At 27.3% G+C, this 18,181-nt stretch carries 19 protein-coding genes and 4 pseudogenes; 9 read left to right on the top strand and 14 right to left on the bottom strand.

Going from position 1 to position 18,181, the window contains the following annotated elements; genetic code table 4:
- Positions 1-25: 25 nt before the first annotated feature.
- On the bottom strand, positions 26-2,353 hold the full coding sequence (locus AACK78_RS00455) for a lipoprotein (protein WP_338955545.1): 2,328 nt from the start codon (positions 2,351-2,353) through the stop codon (positions 26-28).
- A 247-nt stretch (positions 2,354-2,600) separates the two neighbouring features.
- Positions 2,601-2,945: pseudogene (locus AACK78_RS00450) on the bottom strand (IS30 family transposase); the annotation flags it as partial.
- 352 nt (positions 2,946-3,297) lie between these two features.
- On the opposite strand from AACK78_RS00450, the gene AACK78_RS00445 reads away from it, so the two are divergent.
- From AACK78_RS00445 to AACK78_RS00430, 6 genes and pseudogenes are all read left to right on the top strand, one after another.
- Positions 3,298-3,561, top strand: coding sequence for a hypothetical protein (locus AACK78_RS00445; RefSeq protein ID WP_338954581.1), 264 nt, complete (start codon positions 3,298-3,300; stop codon positions 3,559-3,561).
- Positions 3,528-3,800, top strand: a pseudogene (locus AACK78_RS07140) (hypothetical protein); the annotation flags it as partial. The gene AACK78_RS00445 and the pseudogene AACK78_RS07140, both read left to right, overlap by 34 nt.
- Positions 3,801-3,821: 21 nt before the next feature.
- Positions 3,822-4,418 carry a DDE-type integrase/transposase/recombinase gene (locus AACK78_RS00440; RefSeq protein WP_338954388.1) on the top strand — a complete coding sequence of 199 codons (597 nt, stop codon included), beginning with the start codon at positions 3,822-3,824 and terminating at the stop codon, positions 4,416-4,418.
- A 51-nt stretch (positions 4,419-4,469) separates the two neighbouring features.
- Positions 4,470-4,733: a transposase family protein gene (locus AACK78_RS00435; protein WP_338954390.1), complete on the top strand. Its 264-nt coding sequence runs from the start codon at positions 4,470-4,472 to the stop codon at positions 4,731-4,733.
- Positions 4,700-4,972: pseudogene (locus AACK78_RS07135) on the top strand (hypothetical protein); the annotation flags it as partial. The gene AACK78_RS00435 and the pseudogene AACK78_RS07135, both read left to right, overlap by 34 nt.
- Before the next feature lie 21 nt (positions 4,973-4,993).
- Positions 4,994-5,590: a DDE-type integrase/transposase/recombinase gene (locus AACK78_RS00430; RefSeq protein ID WP_338955541.1), complete on the top strand. Its 597-nt coding sequence runs from the start codon at positions 4,994-4,996 to the stop codon at positions 5,588-5,590.
- Between the two features lie 342 nt (positions 5,591-5,932).
- Here the strand turns inward: AACK78_RS00430 and frr are convergent, their stop codons facing one another.
- From frr to AACK78_RS00375, 12 genes and pseudogenes are all read right to left on the bottom strand, one after another.
- Positions 5,933-6,481, bottom strand: a complete 549-nt coding sequence (gene frr / locus AACK78_RS00425) for a ribosome recycling factor (RefSeq protein WP_338955540.1) — start codon at positions 6,479-6,481, stop codon at positions 5,933-5,935.
- A complete protein-coding gene (pyrH, locus tag AACK78_RS00420; RefSeq protein ID WP_338955539.1) occupies positions 6,482-7,207 on the bottom strand; it encodes a UMP kinase in 726 nt (241 codons plus the stop codon).
- A 324-nt stretch (positions 7,208-7,531) separates the two neighbouring features.
- The gene (locus tag AACK78_RS00415) at positions 7,532-8,767 is read right to left on the bottom strand and encodes a phosphoglycerate kinase (protein WP_338955536.1); all 1,236 of its coding nucleotides are present in this window, start codon (positions 8,765-8,767) and stop codon (positions 7,532-7,534) included.
- 61 nt (positions 8,768-8,828) lie between these two features.
- The gene (locus AACK78_RS00410; RefSeq protein WP_338955535.1) at positions 8,829-9,770 is read right to left on the bottom strand and encodes an NAD(P)/FAD-dependent oxidoreductase; all 942 of its coding nucleotides are present in this window, start codon (positions 9,768-9,770) and stop codon (positions 8,829-8,831) included.
- A complete protein-coding gene (locus AACK78_RS00405) occupies positions 9,754-10,959 on the bottom strand; it encodes a prolipoprotein diacylglyceryl transferase (RefSeq protein WP_338955534.1) in 1,206 nt (401 codons plus the stop codon). The genes AACK78_RS00410 and AACK78_RS00405 overlap by 17 nt, the downstream gene beginning before the upstream one ends.
- Positions 10,960-11,053: 94 nt before the next feature.
- Entirely contained in the window at positions 11,054-11,236 is a 183-nt protein-coding gene (locus AACK78_RS00400; protein ID WP_338955504.1) for a hypothetical protein, read from the bottom strand.
- Positions 11,237-11,953: a DDE-type integrase/transposase/recombinase gene (locus AACK78_RS00395; protein WP_338955531.1), complete on the bottom strand. Its 717-nt coding sequence runs from the start codon at positions 11,951-11,953 to the stop codon at positions 11,237-11,239.
- A gap of 28 nt (positions 11,954-11,981) precedes the next feature.
- Positions 11,982-12,578, bottom strand: a complete 597-nt coding sequence (locus AACK78_RS00390) for a DDE-type integrase/transposase/recombinase (RefSeq protein WP_338954594.1) — start codon at positions 12,576-12,578, stop codon at positions 11,982-11,984.
- Positions 12,579-12,599: 21 nt separating this feature from the next.
- Positions 12,600-12,665 (bottom strand): annotated as a pseudogene (locus tag AACK78_RS07130) (hypothetical protein); the annotation flags it as partial.
- Positions 12,666-12,838: 173 nt separating this feature from the next.
- The gene (locus AACK78_RS00385) at positions 12,839-13,102 is read right to left on the bottom strand and encodes a transposase family protein (protein WP_338954596.1); all 264 of its coding nucleotides are present in this window, start codon (positions 13,100-13,102) and stop codon (positions 12,839-12,841) included.
- A gap of 44 nt (positions 13,103-13,146) precedes the next feature.
- Positions 13,147-13,404 carry a transposase family protein gene (locus AACK78_RS00380; RefSeq protein WP_338955529.1) on the bottom strand — a complete coding sequence of 86 codons (258 nt, stop codon included), beginning with the start codon at positions 13,402-13,404 and terminating at the stop codon, positions 13,147-13,149.
- Positions 13,405-13,487: 83 nt separating this feature from the next.
- Entirely contained in the window at positions 13,488-13,904 is a 417-nt protein-coding gene (locus AACK78_RS00375; protein ID WP_338955528.1) for an HIT family protein, read from the bottom strand.
- Positions 13,905-14,179: 275 nt separating this feature from the next.
- Between AACK78_RS00375 and alaS the strand changes: the two genes are divergently transcribed.
- From alaS to AACK78_RS00360, 3 genes are all read left to right on the top strand, one after another.
- Positions 14,180-16,936 carry an alanine--tRNA ligase gene (gene alaS / locus AACK78_RS00370; RefSeq protein WP_338955527.1) on the top strand — a complete coding sequence of 919 codons (2,757 nt, stop codon included), beginning with the start codon at positions 14,180-14,182 and terminating at the stop codon, positions 16,934-16,936.
- Positions 16,929-17,348, top strand: a complete 420-nt coding sequence (ruvX, locus tag AACK78_RS00365; RefSeq protein WP_338955525.1) for a Holliday junction resolvase RuvX — start codon at positions 16,929-16,931, stop codon at positions 17,346-17,348. The genes alaS and ruvX overlap by 8 nt, the downstream gene beginning before the upstream one ends.
- A gap of 491 nt (positions 17,349-17,839) precedes the next feature.
- Complete coding sequence (locus tag AACK78_RS00360; RefSeq protein WP_338955523.1) at positions 17,840-17,968, top strand: hypothetical protein; 129 nt, start codon at positions 17,840-17,842, stop codon at positions 17,966-17,968.
- The last annotated feature ends 213 nt before the right edge of the window (positions 17,969-18,181 follow it).

Genomic DNA, 18,181 nt, shown 5'->3' with positions numbered 1-18,181 from the left:
AATCTCCTCTTTTTCAATTTGACTACTAATAATAACGAACATTATTATAGTATCAAGAAAAATCACTTAATAAATATGCATTTTTTGTTAAATCATCTTTAATACCCAGGTTATATAAGAAGCGAGCTTGGTTTTGAAATTCAACAACATAACTGTATTTAATTTTTTCACTATTTGCTAAATATTCATTACCCATTCCATCATAGTCAAATCAATCTTGTTCACTTCATGTTTGGCCCTCTGGGGTAATATTATGACGCTGGTTTGCATCTTTTATTTGTTCAACATACGAAGGAGAATTACCAGAAACAGGATCATTATATCCTAATGGTTTTTTATGAAGTCCTAATTTAGTTGAAGCGTCTTTTGGTCCATAATAATCTAATTGGTAACGTACACCTGTTATATGACCATCCGTTACAACTACTCCTAACTTAGTACCATCAACACCTGTTTCTGTTGCAGTGATGTATCATTTACGATCTAAAAAAATATTATCAAGTCAATCTTGGGCCATTGCCGTATTAATTTGACTTGTTAAATCACCAATATAACCATTTTGAGAATCTAATATTTGGGTAATAAAATTATGCATTGCTTCATGATCAGGATAAGTATTATTCCTCCCATGTGATCAAATGTCAATCATATCAAATAATGACCCTGGTTTATATTTATGAGTATTTTTATCAAAGCCATAATTATCTAAAATAAATTTAGCATATTCACTATTAATATCAACTGCTGCTAAGTTATTTTTAAACCCAGCTTTGTTTTTTCCTTCAATATAAACATTCTCAACTGTTTTGACATTATTAATATTTAAATTATAATGTCCATCACTATCACTAGTATAAAATCAATTTGCTAATCCAGAAATTCCTTTTAATAAACTAAATAAATCAAAGTTTGGTGCATTCAACATTTGCAATAATGTTCGAATTAACGCAACAACAGCATCTTCTGCAAACAACCCAATTGCTCCTTGGAATCTTAAAAGTCCATTATAAACTGTTTTTGTCATTATGCGATTAAATTTTTGAACATCAAACTTTGAACCTTCTTTTGTTAAAGCAGCTGTAAATCAATTTCCTAAAACAGCATATCATTTTAAAAAGGTATTTGTGTGTTTGTCTGTAGTATTTGTTAAATCTAAAAACTGTTCCTCTCCACCGAGACCGAAACCTCTAATAGATTTTTCTATCACCGGACTATTTAAAATTCCGTAAAGATTCATTTCATCAACTTGTTTATTAGGTTCAATCACTTCACCATCACTTTGTTTTTCAACTTTAAGAACAGTTTTATCAATTGTATCACGGTCAAATATTTCTAATAATGGACTAGCATCTTTTGAATTACCTGAGTCATCAAAAAATTCTTCTCTAATTTGACCTAAAATAAAAAATGGTGCCACTAAGAAAATTCCAGCTGTTTTTTCACCAAAACGGTTATTTTGAGCAAATGGTAATAATTGTGCTAACGAATATAAAACTGGTAATTCTAGCCCTGGCCCAAAGTGCATTAACATGGTAATTGCTTCATCAAAATATTTTAAACCAAATAAATCGTATAATGCACTAGATTGGTTCGCAACCGCTTTCCCAAACTGAATTTCTTTTTTACCATCCGTATAAGACATTATTTCTTTTGTTGGTGGGTTTGAAAGAGAATTATGATATAAAATATTTGACACATAAGCTTGTGATGATGAATCATAATAAGATCCCCCTCAATTAGCAATTCTCTGAATATAAGCAAGAACTGAATCGGATTTTTGTGATAATGTATTTGCCAGAGCCCCCGTATCATATTGCGCTCATGCTAAATTTTGGTTTACTTGAAAATCTTCATAACGCCCTGTTGTATCAGTTTTAGTAGTAGGACGCCCTTGGTTCTTTGTTGTGTTTCATTTTGAAAAATCAGTCATTGCTACCATTGTAGACATCAAATTATAAATGTTTCATTCTGGTTGATATGTTGTACTTGTTGCTTTTCATGGATTATAAGAAATATTATTTAACGCTTTATATTCCTCAACATATTTCTTAATTTCAACCTCTTTACCACTCTTAGTCGTAAAAGTACCTTTTAAGTTATTTCCAACATTATTTAAAAAATATTGCAATGTTGGAAATGCATAATTATTCATATTTTCATGGCGTCCAGAAATTAATATTTTAGCAATTGAACTAGTATATTTTACTAAATTACGAATTGTCGGATCAATATTATTAATTTCGCTATCAAAATAATCATCCTTGTTACTTTTTCCTTTTGAACAAGCAACTACTCCTAACACAGATGTTAATGTTAAAGTTGTTGTCCCTAAAATTGAAAGTAATTTTTTCATTTTACCCACTCCTTTTTATATTTATTAAATTTGTATACTGTAAAACTAAATCATAAAAAGTTAATAAAATTATAACAAATTAAAAATAAAAAACAATAATCACAAAAAATAGTAAATTAAAAATATTGTTTTTAATATTTATTTTTAAAATGGCATTGTGTAGATACAAGCTCCAAATTTGTATCTCTTGTTAAATTAATAATAACATTATTTAAAATAAATTTTACTAATCTTAACAAACACTAATTTAATTTAAAAAAATTTTTTTAAAATATTGTCTTGATGTAAAATTTTCCAAGCAAGGTCTAATTGTGGTATTTAATATATCTAAAATAGATTTTAATCTACTACGAATATTAATTAATGGCTCATTTTGACCCAATCAACGCCTTATATCTCTATTTATTCTTTCTACTAATGCTTTCTGACGAGGTTTACCAGGATCACAAAAATAAACTCTTATTTGAAAATGTTTTTCTATTGTTTTTCATCTATAAAATTCTTTTTCTCTATCGGTTAAAATACAACTAAATTTACTAATACCAATTTGTTTAATCATTTTCATTAAAATTGTTAATACAATATTTGCCTTTGTGCATTGATATAACAATATTCGAATTCACGGTAGTTTAAATTATTTCATACCTGTTTAATTTAGAAAACAACAGTCCATATAAAAAGTGTCCTAAAAAGGGTTGCCAATCCAATTTTTATAGACTGCACCCAAAAGAGTAAGTAAAGAAAAAAAGTCTTTGCTAAAAACTTAGACTGCACCCAAAAGAGTAAGTAAAGAAAAAAAGTCTTTGCTAAACTTAGACTGCACCCAAAAAAGTAAGTAAAGAAAAAAAGTCTTTGCTAAACTTTAAAGGAGAGATAGACTGCACCCAAAAAAGTAAGTAAAGAAAAAAAGTCTTTGCTAAACTTTAGAGGAGGTGCATTTTTATATGGCAAGAAAAGGACAAAAATTTAATAAATATACAGCATATTTTCGAAAAATAATAGTACAAGAGGTTAAAAATAATAGTATAAGTTTTATTGCAAAAAAATATCAAATTAATAAAAAAACTGTTGCTTCATGGTATGAAAATTTTAAGAAAGGAATTTTAAACACCAATAAAGGTCCAAAAGAATCATTTGAAAAAAGAGATTTAAACTATTACAAAGTTAGGTATGAATTACTAAAAAAGCTTCATGACTTTTACAATTAAATAAAAGAAAAATTGTATCTTTTATCAAAGAAAACATTAATAAATATCCACTAAATTTATTACTTGATATAACAGATTTAAAGCGTAGTTATTGAGATAAATATAAAAATTATTCAAGTAATGGTAAGGATAGCGAATCATTAAAAAATATTGTAAAAGTCTATGAAGAAAATTTAAAACAATTTGGTTATCGTCGAATTACCAAATATTTAAAAGAAGATTATGGCATTGTTTATAATGCTAAGAAAGTATTGCGAATTATGAAAGAAAATAATATTCAAGCTGAATATGTAAAGCGTATGCGTAGAAAAATATTAATAAAACAAAATAGAAATAAAAATATAATTAAATATCCTGATTTAGTAAATCGTAATTTTAATGATATTAAAGAAAGATTTTCAATTTTATTTACTGATGTAACTTATTTAATTTGAAATGGTAAAAAACATTATCAATCAACAATACTTGATGGATATACTAAAGAAATTATTGATGTAAAATGATCAAAATTTAATAATAACAAACTTGTAATTGATAATTTAAATGATGCAATTAATAAAATTAAAAAAATAAAAAAAGATTTAAATAAAATAATAATTCATTCAGATCACGGATATCAATATACATCTAAAGATTATAATAGTAAATGTTTAGATAACAAAATTATAATTTCAATGGGTAAAAATTATCATTGTGCAGACAACATTATTATTGAGAGTTTTCATTCATTACTTAAAAAAGGAACAATCCATAATAAAAATTATAAATCTCATAATGAATATATTAATGATGTTAAAAAATGAAATAAATGATATTCAAACCAAAAAGAAAAATATATAATAAATGAAAGTTTGTAAACCTTTTTATTAATACTTACTAAACGGGGTGCAGTCTAAGAGCATTTTTATATGGCAAGAAAAGGACAAAAATTTAATAAATATACAGCATATTTTCGAAAAATGATAGTACAAGAGGTTAAAAATAATAGTATAAGTTTTATTGCAAAAAAATATCAAATTAATAAAAAAACCGTTGCTTCATGGTATGAAAATTTTAAGAAAGGAATTTTAAACACCAATAAAGGTCCAAAAGAATCATTTGAAAAAAGAGATTTAAACTATTACAAAGTTAGGTATGAATTACTAAAAAAGCTTCATGACTTTTACAATTAAATAAAAGAAAAATTGTATCTTTTATCAAAGAAAACATTAATAAATATCCACTAAATTTATTACTTGATATAACAGATTTAAAGCGTAGTTATTGAGATAAATATAAAAATTATTCAAGTAATGGTAAGGATAGCGAATCATTAAAAAATATTGTAAAAGTCTATGAAGAAAATTTAAAACAATTTGGTTATCGTCGAATTACCAAATATTTAAAAGAAGATTATGGCATTGTTTATAATGCTAAGAAAGTATTGCGAATTATGAAAGAAAATAATATTCAAGCTGAATATGTAAAGCGTATGCGTAGAAAAATATTAATAAAACAAAATAGAAATAAAAATATAATTAAATATCCTGATTTAGTAAATCGTAATTTTAATGATATTAAAGAAAGATTTTCAATTTTATTTACTGATGTAACTTATTTAATTTGAAATGGTAAAAAACATTATCAATCAACAATACTTGATGGATATACTAAAGAAATTATTGATGTAAAATGATCAAAATTTAATAATAACAAACTTGTAATTTATAATTTAAATGATGCAATTAATAAAATTAAAAAAATAAAAAAAGATTTAAATAAAACAATAATTCATTCAGATCACGGATATCAATATACATCTAAAGATTACAATAGTAAATGTTTAGATAACAAAATTATAATTTCAATGGGTAAAAATTATCATTGTGCAGACAACATTATTATTGAAAGTTTTCATTCACTACTTAAAAAAGGAACAATCCATAATAAAAATTATAAATCTCATAATGAATATATTAATGATGTTAAAAAATGAAATAAATGATATTCAAACCAAAAAGAAAAATATATAATAAATGAAAGTTTGTAAACCTTTTTATTAATACTTACTAAACAGGGTGCAGTCTAAAGAGCAAAGACTTTTTTTCTTTACTTACTTTTTTGGGTGCAGTCTATTTTGTATACTGTAAAACTAAATCATAAAAAGTTAATAGAATTATAACAAATTAAAAATAAAAAACAATAATCACAAAGAATAGTAAATTAAAAATATTGTTTTTAATATTTATTTTTAAAATGGCGCTGTGTAGATAGAAACGGCAAATTTATATCTTGTTAGATTAATAATAAAATATTTTGTAAATTGTAAATACCAAATCATAAAAAGTTAACTATTGATTTAGTTAACTTTTTATGATTTGGTATTTACAATTTACACTTCCCTTAGTTCTTTTTCCTTTAACGTTGCTTTTTCATCAATCTTTTTAATAAACTGATCAGTTAATTTTTGAACTTCCCCTTCATAATATTTTTTATCATCTTCGTTTAAATCACCATCTTTTTTAATATGTTCATTACTATCACGACGTTCATTACGAACAGAAATTTTAAATTGCTCACTTGCCTTTCACATTTCTTTAACCATTATTTTTCGGCGTTCTTCTATTAATGGGGGAATATTTAACCGAATTAAATCTGCTTCCGAATTTGGTGTTAACCCTAAATCGGCTTTATTAATTGCTGTAACAATTAAACTAATAATTGAACGGTCATATGGTTTAATTACTAATTGGCGTGCCTCGGGAACCATAATATTAGCTAATTGTTGAATTGGGGTTAATGTTCCATAGTAATCGATCATAATATATGATAACATATTTGGATTAGCCCGACCAGTGCGAATTTTGACTAATTCATTTTCAAAGGAAACAATCACTTTCTCCATATTTTCTTTGGTTTGATTAATAACTTCTTGCGACATCTATTTTTTTCCTCCTGTGACAATTGTTGAGCGAGCATTACCATGCGCTGCCCTATAAATATTATCTGATTCATTAATATCAAAAACAACAATTTTAACATTATCTTCCATTGCTAAACTAGAAGCAGTTAAATCCATCACTTTTAATTGTTGTTTTTGTAATTCATTTAAACTAATATTGTCAAAACGAACAGCATCGGCATTGTGGCGGGGATCTTTATCATAAATCCCATCAATGCCATTTTTAGCCATTAACATCACATCCGCATCAATTTCAATTGTTCTAATTGTTGCTGCTGTATCAGTGGTAAATTTTGGTTGCCCAGTTCCTCCGGCCATAATAACAATTGTCCCTTTTTCTAAAGCAGCTTTTGCTTTTTTAAATAAATATGGCGAAGCAACTTCCGAAACTTGAATTTTTGAAGTTACAACAACATTTTCGCTACCTTCATTTTTTAAAACTGCTTCTAATGCTAATGCATTCATAACAGTTGCCAACATTCCCATATAATCTGCACTAATTGGGTTCATATTAATTGTATCAGCGCGGTTACCACGTCAAATGTTACCGCCTCCAACAACAATTGCAATTTGTAAGCCTTCTTTTTGCAATTTAACAATTTGCTTAGCAATATCATGAATTTTATTTGAATCATATAAATCATTAGGATTCCCTAAAGCTTCACCAGATAATTTTAATAAAACACGCTTATATTGTAACGCCATTATAAATTTTCCTCTCTTTGTTCTATTTTATTCTAATATGTATACTGTAAAAATAAATCATAAAAAGTTAATAACATTATAACAAATTAAAAATAAAAAAACAATAATCACAAAAAATAAATTCTAACCTTTGATTTTTAATTTTCCAATGCCAAAATAATCATCAAATTCTTAAAAATTTAGTTTTATAGCATACAACAATAAATTGAATAAGAATAAATCCCATTCTATTAAGTTTATTTTATCTAACACTTTTTGTTGATATCCCTTCGCAAATAAACTCTTTTTGGTAACAAAAAAACGACATTTTGTCGTTTTGTCCTGTTATTTATTTTGCACCGCTTCAATTCCCGGTAGTGGTTTACCTTCCATATATTCTAAACTAGCTCCACCACCAGTTGAAATATGGGTAAATTTATCTTTATAACCTAATTGAATTGCCGCTGCGGCAGAATCTCCTCCACCGATTAAAATAAAGGCCCCTTCTAATTCCGCAATTGCTTCACAAACTGCTTGGGTTCCAATTCGATAATTTTTAAATTCGAAAACTCCCATGGGACCATTTCAAGCCACTGTTTTTGCATCAGCTAATTCTTTTTTAAATAATTCAATTGTTTTAGGCCCAATATCTAAGCCCATATAACCATCGTCAATATCAACGCCGATAGTAACTTTCGATGGAACATCGTCAAATTCTGACGCTTCTAAAGCATCAATTGGTAAAATAATTTTCCCTTTTCCTTTTGCTAAAAATTCTTTTGCAATCGCCACTTTATCACTTTCTAACAATGAATTACCAATTTTGTGTCCTTGCGCAGCAAAAAATGTATAAGCCATCCCTCCACCAATTAAAATCTTATCTGCTTTAGTTAATAAATGTTCAATTACACCAATTTTGTCAGAAACTTTCGCTCCCCCAATAATTGCCACAAATGGTTTAACCGGGTTATCAACCCCTTGTGATAACATTTTAACTTCTTTTTCAACTAAAAATCCTAAACATGATTCGGTAATGTTATCAGCAATCCCAACATTTGAAGCATGCGCACGGTGAGCAGTTCCAAAGGCATCATTAACAAAAACATCCCCTAAACTTGCTCAATATTTTCCTAGCGCAGCATCATTTTTACTTTCTCGTTTTGTAGTTGCTTTTCCATCACTATCAACACTAATTTGACCATCACTATTAATAATGTCCGCAAAGCGGGTATTTTGGAATAAAATAACATCCTCATTATGCATTTGATTAATCGCATCTTCTAATTCTTTGCCTTCAAAAGCATTAACAAATTTAACTGGTTGCCCTAATTTTTGTTCTAACACTTTTGCAACTGGGACCATATCATGTTTTTCTAAATCAGCTGCTGTTTTTACTTTTCCTAAATGGGAAAATAAAATAACTTTTGCCTTTTGGCCTAATAAATATTTAATTGTTGGCAACGCAGCAACGATACGATTATCATCTGTTACTTGTCCATTTTTCATTGGAACATTAAAATCAACACGGACTAAAACTTTTTTTCCGTTAACTTGAACATCTTTTAATTCTTTTTTGTTCATCATAAATTCCTTCTCACTTTCTTTTTTTATCCACTATATATCTTACCGTAAAATTACCGTTTTAATTACAACTATCAAGATATTCTAAGGCAAACTGGGCTGCTTTAGCTCCATCACAAACAGCTGTTGCAATTTGCCGTAATGTTGTATTAGTAACATCCCCAGCAGCGTATAATCCCGGGATTGCTGTTAAACATTTATTATTAATAATGAAATAACCTTCTGGATCTAAGACCCCTAATTTAGCAGCAAAACTACTAGTTGGAATTGCCCCAATATATGGGAAAATCGCACTCACTGCTAATTGTTCAATTTTCGCTGTCTTAACATTTTTAATAACAACCGTTGTGACACACTTTTCGGCCACATCCTTAATTTCGGTTATGATTGTATCAATAATCAAATTAATTTTGGGATTTTCTTTTACCTTCGTAACAATATTATTATCAGCGCGGAACTTATCACGACGATGAATTAAATTCACTTTAGTAACAAACCGCGCTAAATAAAGCGATTCTTGAAGCGCCGCATAGCCACCGCCAACAACAACGACATCTTTCCCTTTATATAAAGCTCCATCACAAACAGCACAATATGAAACCCCGCGTCCTTCTAATTCTAATTCACCAGGCACGCCTAATTTTCGTTCAACCGTTCCGGTTGCGGCAATAACTGCTTTTGACAATACTTCTTTTTTTGAAAATAGATCTAATTTAAATAAATTATCTGTTTTGGTAATGTTCATTACGCGATCGGCAAGATAGGGGATTTTTAATTTCTGAGTTTGTTGAAACATTTTTATTGCTAAATCAGGACCTTGAATACTCTCAAAACCAGGATAGTTTTCAATTTCACTTGTCTTTGTTACTTTTCCACCAGGAGCCCCTTTTTCAATCATTGCGATTTTTGCCATTGCGCGAGCCCCATAAATGGCCGCTGTCATCCCGCCAGGGCCAGCCCCAATTACTAAAATATCATATATTTCATTAGTATTGTTTTTCATATAATCATCCGCCTTTTCTTCATTTTCTAACAGTTATCCATTGGACAAATAATATTAAAATAATACCAACAACAATCATTAAACTAAGAATAATATAGTCTAATGTTCGCATATTTTTTAAAAATAAATCATGGTCATTTCGTTGTGTTTCTAAAATTATCCGAATTAAATTATAACCAGCAATGTACATTCCCGCTTTAACACCACAACGCACAATCTTTAATTGATGTGGATTTTCTATTTTTTCTAATGCACGAACATCTGCTGTAAAAATTTGTTTTAACCTTGCCCCACAATATTTTCATTTAGCTTTCATCACTTGCTTTTTTGTCATCTTATGTTTATTTTTAAAATAAACTTTATGTAAATTTACTTGCTGTGATAAGTTAGTAACAATCGTTGGATCAGGTTTTACATCATAATATCATTTTGCCGAAACACCTTTTCACGATAACTTTCTAAAATCGGGTTCTTCTTTTTTAAACCGTCAATAATAACTATAACGAAATATTAACGGTAATGCAATCACAATTAAAATTCACAGTAAAATATTCGCAAATGATTCATATAAAAATATTGGTTGAAAATATTGAACATTAACAAAATCAGTGGGGTCAACACCACTGCCATTTAAACCAATTGCCTCGGTTGGATGAAAATGATCGGGCAGTGGTGTTGGAACATATCATTTAAAAAGGTTGTCCCGAATAAAACTTGGCAATCACACTAACTGTTCCCGAGCAATTGGACTTCCTAACAACTCATGATTAAAAAAGTTCCCTCAACGACCAATCGCCTGAGCTAATAAAATATTTGGCACAATTAAATCAGCATAAACTCATAATGAAATATTATGCTTTCGTGATTCAAACCCAAATCAAATTCAACCAGTAATTAAACCAAAAATTAACCCTCCATGAATACTCATTCCGGGTTCTCAAAAGGCAAATAAATTAAAAAATAAAATTGGATTCTTAACATCATATTTGCCAAACAAACTCGCTCCTAATAAAGCAATTGGGGTAATGACAAAAATTCCTCAATAAAAACCTTGGGTTGGAATATCACGTTTCCGAAAATTAACCCACGACAAAATAATAGTAATTGCAAAAGCACAAAAAATAAAAAGTCAATATGGACGAAATCAATTTCCATAAGTATCATGGACAATTCATGTTGTTAAATTCACTGCATAAACTCCTTCTTAATTCTATTTTGAATATTCTTTAAAACGGTCTTGTTTTTTAGACTGCACCCTGTTTAGTAAGTATTAATAAAAAGGTTTACAAACTTTCATTTATTATATATTTTTCTTTTTGGTTTGAATATCATTTATTTCATTTTTTAACATCATTAATATATTCATTATGAGATTTATAATTTTTATTATGGATTGTTCCTTTTTTAAGTAATGAATGAAAACTTTCAATAATAATGTTGTCTGCACAATGATAATTTTTACCCATTTAAATTATAATTTTGTTATCTAAATATTTACTATTGTAATCTTTAGATGTATATTGATATCCGTGATCTGAATGAATTATTATTTTATTTAAATCTTTTTTTATTTTTTTAATTTTATTAATTGCATCATTTAAATTATCAATTACAAGCTTGTTATTATTAAATTTTGATCATTTTACATCAATAATTTCTTTAGTATATCCATCAAGTATTGTTGATTGATAATGTTTTTTACCATTTCAAATTAAATAAGTTACATCAGTAAATAAAATTGAAAATCTTTCTTTAATATCATTAAAATTATGATTTACTAAATCAGGATATTTAATTATATTTTTATTTCTATTTTGTTTTATTAATATTTTTCTACGCATACGCTTTACATATTCAGCTTGAATATTATTTTCTTTCATAATTCGCAATACTTTCTTAGCATTATAAACAATGCCATAATCTTCTTTTAAATATTTGGTAATTCGACAATAACCAAATTGTTTTAAATTTTCTTCATAGACTTTTACAATATTTTTTAATGATTCGCTATCCTTACCATTACTTGAATAATTTTTATATTTATCTCAATAACTACGCTTTAAATCTGTTATATCAAGTAATAAATTTAGTGGATATTTATTAATGTTTTCTTTGATAAAAGATACAATTTTTCTTTTATTTAATTGTAAAAGTCATGAAGCTTTTTTAGATTTAGACTGCACCCTGTTTAGTAAGTATTAATAAAAAGGTTTACAAACTTTCATTTATTATATATTTTTCTTTTTGGTTTGAATATCATTTATTTCATTTTTTAACATCATTAATATATTCATTATGAGATTTATAATTTTTATTATGGGTTGTTCCTTTTTTAAGTAATGAATGAAAACTTTCAATAATAATGTTGTCTGCACAATGATAATTTTTACCCATTGAAATTATAATTTTGTTATCTAAACATTTACTATTGTAATCTTTAGATGTATATTGATATCCGTGATCTGAATGAATTATTATTTTATTTAAATCTTTTTTTATTTTTTTAATTTTATTAATTGCATCATTTAAATTATCAATTACAAGTTTGTTATTATTAAATTTTGATCATTTTACATCAATAATTTCTTTAGTATATCCATCAAGTATTGTTGATTGATAATGTTTTTTACCATTTCAAATTAAATAAGTTACATCAGTAAATAAAATTGAAAATCTTTCTTTAATATCATTAAAATTACGATTTACTAAATCAGGATATTTAATTATATTTTTATTTCTATTTTGTTTTATTAATATTTTTCTACGCATACGCTTTACATATTCAGCTTGAATATTATTTTCTTTCATAATTCGCAATACTTTCTTAGCATTATAAACAATGCCATAATCTTCTTTTAAATATTTGGTAATTCGACGATAACCAAATTGTTTTAAATTTTCTTCATAGACTTTTACAATATTTTTTAATGATTCGCTATCCTTACCATTACTTGAATAATTTTTATATTTATCTCAATAACTACGCTTTAAATCTGTTATATCAAGTAATAAATTTAGTGGATATTTATTAATGTTTTCTTTGATAAAAGATACAATTTTTCTTTTATTTAATTGTAAAAGTCATGAAGCTTTTTTAGTAATTCATACCTAACTTTGTAATAGTTTAAATCTCTTTTTTCAAATGATTCTTTTGAACCTTTATTGGTGTTTAAAATTCCTTTCTTAAAATTTTCATACCATGAAGCAACAGTTTTTTTATTAATTTGATATTTTTTTGCAATAAAACTTATACTATTATTTTTAACCTCTTGTACTATCATTTTTCGAAAATATGCTGTATATTTATTAAATTTTTGTCCTTTTCTTGCCATATAAAAATGCACCTCCTTTAAAGTTTAGCAAAGACTTTTTTTCTTTACTTACTTTTTTGGGTGCAGTCTAATTCATACCTAACTTTGTAATAGTTTAAATTTCTTTTTTCAAATGATTCTTTTGGACCTTTATTGGTGTTTAAAATTCCTTTCTTAAAATTTTCATACCATGAAGCAACAGTTTTTTTATTAATTTGATATTTTTTTGCAATAAAACTTATACTATTATTTTTAACCTCTTGTACTATCATTTTTCGAAAATATGCTGTATATTTATTAAATTTTTGTCCTTTTCTTGCCATATAAAAATGCACCTCCTTTAAAGTTTAGCAAAGACTTTTTTTCTTTACTTACTTTTTTGGGTGCAGTCTAAAAAATAATTTTTTTATTTTAAAGTTAATATTGTTTGGATTGCTGCTAAATCACGTAATTTTCCTTGGTCAACATTAAGTTTAAAACTATATCCTTCATCCTTTTGATATTTTGGAATAATGTGTAGATGATAGTGAAAAACTTTTTGAAAAGCTTCACTTTTTTCATTACTAAGATAATTGATACCAGCTGGTTTTAAGGCTTGATACATTTTTTGAGTAATTAGTTTGCCAACTTTAGCAACCTCTGCTAAATATTCGTCATCAGTGACACTATAATATTCAAAATGTTTTTTCGGAATTACTAAGGTATGACCATCACTATTGGGGAAGGCATCTAAAAAAGCATAGACAAGGTCATTTTCATAAATTTGTTTACTTGGTGTTTTTTGGGCAATAATATCACAAAAAAGACAATTACTTTCGTTCATATTAATTTCAGCTCCTTATATCATTAATTATAACAAACTAAACTTATGTTGAAAAGAAGATTGGATTGTGTATACTGTAAAACTAAATCATAAAAAGTCAATAAAATTATAACAAATTAAAAATAAAAAACAACTCTTTTTATTTAACAAGAATTTTTTTTGGAGCTTCATCGTACATGATGCCTATGGTATTTACAATTTACAAAAAAGAAGTTTTTTTCGTTTGGTATGCTATAATCCTATTGATTAATTATGAACAGGAAGGGAATATTAAAATGACAAAATTTACAGCAAATGCAATCCGAAAGATGTGGTTAGATTTTTTCCGTAGTAAGGACCATTATGAATTACCATCTGTATCATTAATTCCTGCTGATGATCCATCATTACTATGAATTAATTCAGGTATCGCAACCTTAAAACCATATTTTGATGGTCGTAAAAATCCATTTTCACCACGGTTAACAAATTCACAAAAATCAATCCGAACTAATGATATTAAAAATGTTGGTTATACTACTCGTCATCACACCTTATTTGAAATGCTTGGTAATTTTTCGATTGGTGATTACTTTAAAAAAGAAGCAATTATGTATGCTTGAGAGTTTTTAACAGATAAAAAATGAATTGGTTTCGATCCAACTAAATTATATGTCACAATTTATAAAGACGATAAGGAAGCATATGAAATTTGACATAATGTTATTGGATTAAGTGATGACCGAATTATCAAAGGCGATAAGGATACTAATTTTTGAGAAATTGGGGAAGGACCTTGTGGCCCAAATACAGAAATTTTTTATGACCGGGGTGAAAAGTATGACCCTAACCATTTAGGATTAAAATTATTACAAGAGGATTTAGAAAATGATCGTTATTTAGAAGTTTGAAATATTGTTTTTTCACAATATAATAATAATGGTGATGGCACATATACTGATTTACCCCGCAAGAATATTGATACGGGGGCTGGATTAGAACGAATTACTTCAATTATTCAAGAAACGCCAACTAATTTTGAAACTGATTTATTTATGCCAATTATTAAAGCGGTTGAAGAAATAGTAAAGGGGAAATACCATTATGATGAAACAGCATTGTTTAGCGGTGATGTGAAACAATTAAAAATTAATACGGCTTTTAAAGTGATTACTGATCATTTACGGGCAGTTACTTTTGCGATTGCAGATGGGGCTTTTCCCGGTAATAAAGATCGTGGTTATGTTATTCGTCGTTTGATTCGTCGTGCTAGTTTATATGGTAAAAAACTAGGGTTAGAAGAACCATTTTTATTTAAACTAGTAGCAACGGTTGTTAAAATTATGCAAGAATATTATTCTTATTTAGTGGAAAAACAACCAATTATTGAACAAGCTGTCTTAAATGAAGAAAATAAATTTTTAAAAACATTAGAACAAGGAAGTAAACTTTTTACCGAAGTTAAAACAAAATATGGTGTTATTTCGAAAGAACATGCTTTTCGATTATTTGAAAGTTATGGTTTTCCAATTGAATTAATTGAAGAAGAAGCTCATGAAGCGGGGATTAAAGTGGACTGGGCTGGTTTTGATGAATTGTTAGAAAATGCCAAAATAATTTCACGGACTAATCGAAAAGATATTAAAGCGATTCAACTGCAAAATGAACTTTTTACCAAGTTAGATGTTGCTAGTCAATTTGTTGGTTATGAACATGAACAAGTTAATAATACGGAAATTGTCTTTATGTTTGCAGATGATAAACCAGTTACAAAGTTAACAGATACAACAGGTTATATTATTTTGCAAGAAACACCATTTTATGTTGAAAAAGGTGGACAAGCGGCGGACCATGGTCTTATTTTAAAAGACAATACAACAGGTTATGTGCTTGATGTGCAACAAGGACCTAATAAACAACACTTACATTTTGTTAAAGTGGAAGGAATTTTACAGGTTGGCTATATCGTTAATGCTTCTATTGATAGTGATCGTCGTTTTTATACGCGAAAAAATCATTCAGGGACGCATTTAATTCATGCAGCGTTACGGGAAGTTTTAGGGACGCATGTTATGCAAACAGGTTCTTATAATGATGATGAAAGATTACGGATTGATATTACCCATAATCAACCAATTACTCCAGCTGAAATTACGGCGGTTGAAACGTCAGTTGCCAAGGCAATTAAGGCGGCTATTCCTTGTGAAATAATTTATACTGACATTCAAACGGCATTAGATGTTCATCATGCTTTAGCTTTTTTCACGGAAAAATATGATGCGGAAGTACGGATTGTTAAATTTGGCACTTATTCTTGTGAACTATGTGGGGGAACGCATGTTGCTAATTCCCAAGATGTTGAAGATTTATTAGTGACAGGCCTTGAATCAAAAGGGGCTGGAACATTTCGTATTCATGCTATTACATCCAATAAAACGATTGCTAGTTATTTAAATGACCAGTTTTTAAAAGAGAAAATCGAAGCAATAAATTATTTTGATAAATATAATCAAGGCAAAACCAAATTACCTGATCAGAATTTAGAACAAATGTGAAATCAAATTAGTAATTTAACAGTGTCAAAAGAAAATTGGAAATTATTAAAAGAATTAGTTGGGCAATTTAAAGAAATTTTTAAACAATGACAAAAACACTATGAAAATAGTTTAATCCAACAATTTCTTAAACAACATAATACGTTGGCACCACAAGAAAAAAATAACCTTAATATTTTAACTCATCAATTTTCAACAAAAGTTGATGTTAATGCTTTAAAAGTATTAATTGATGATTATAAAGCACGTTATTCTAACTTAGTAATTTTCTTAGTTACAATGGGCGATGATAATCAAGCAACATTAGTTGTGGGTGTTAGTGATGATTTACATGATCATTACCAAGCTGGTCAAATTATTCAGCAATTAAATCCGTTATTAGAAGGAAAAGGGGGCGGCAACAACAGCGTGGCACAAAGTTGTTTTAAAAATCAAAATAGTGATATTTTAACGAAGTTATTAACTGATCCGCTGGAATTTTTAAAACAGCATGAATAAGTATTATTTAGGAGTTGATCTAGGGACGAAAACGGTCGGGCTAGCAACAAGTCGTGGTCTTATTGCAACAGCGTATGGTGTTCACCGTTTTACCGAAAACGATTTTTTAGCGGCAGCACAGTATTTAGCGGAGTTAATTACAAAGGAAAATTTTAGTGATATTATCATCGGATATCCCAAAAATATGAATAATACCATTGGTTCACGAGCATTAATGGTTGATGATTTTGTTACTTTATTAAAACCTTTATTAGATTCAACTATAACAATTCATTTGGTTGACGAACGGTTAACAACTCATCAAGCTCATCAAATTATGTTAGAAGCAAATCTTTCTCGTAAAAAACGAAAACAAAAGAAAGATAGTTTAGCTGCGCAATTAATTTTAGAGACATATTTACAACAAAAATAAAAGAGATTTGAACATCTAAAATAAAGTAGACATAAAAAATAGAAAATTATGTTAAAATTTTATTAATTTATTAAGGAGATGTTCTTTTATATGAAAAAAACAATAAAGAATTTAAAATAAATATTATTAATTTATACAAAAATAGAAAACCCGTAAAATTACTTTCAAAGGAATATAATGTTTCATGACATACTATTTATTTATGAATTAAAAAATATAATGCAAAAGGTGAAGAAAGTTTAGAATGAGGTCATGGAACACAAATAAAAAGCAGAGCCAGAAAGCATGGAGTTGCCAATAAACCATTAGAGTTAATGACAAAGAAAGAAATATATGAATATGCAAAACAATTTGAAGAATTATCAAAGTACTTATCCCTAAGCGTAAAAAATAAATATAAAAAAATTTATTAATTATCTAATATTTATACAATTGTATCTTTGTGTAAAATATTTAAAGTTTCCAGAGCTGGTTATCATAAATGATTATGTTTGGGGAAACCAAAATATAATAAATGAAATAAGTTAATTGCTGATATTATTCAATCAACATATCATAATTTTAAAAGAATCTATGGTTATAATATGATTACATTATGATTAAAAAATTATATGATTTAAATATTAATCCATGAGTAGTATATAGATATATGAAACAAATGAAATTAAAAGCTATAATTAGAAAAAAAGATTCAATTATAAAAAACTTTCTGGTCAATTAAGATATGAAAATATTCTAAATAGAAATTTTTCTACAACTGGAATTAACCAAAAAATTGGAACAGATATTACATATTTAATCTATGTAAATTGTAAATACCAAATCATAAAAAG

It is taken from the genome of Spiroplasma endosymbiont of Polydrusus cervinus (assembly GCF_964019755.1).
Lineage (GTDB): Bacteria > Bacillota_I > Bacilli_A > Mycoplasmatales > Mycoplasmataceae > Spiroplasma.
This window is presented reverse-complemented; position numbering and strand designations above follow the sequence as displayed.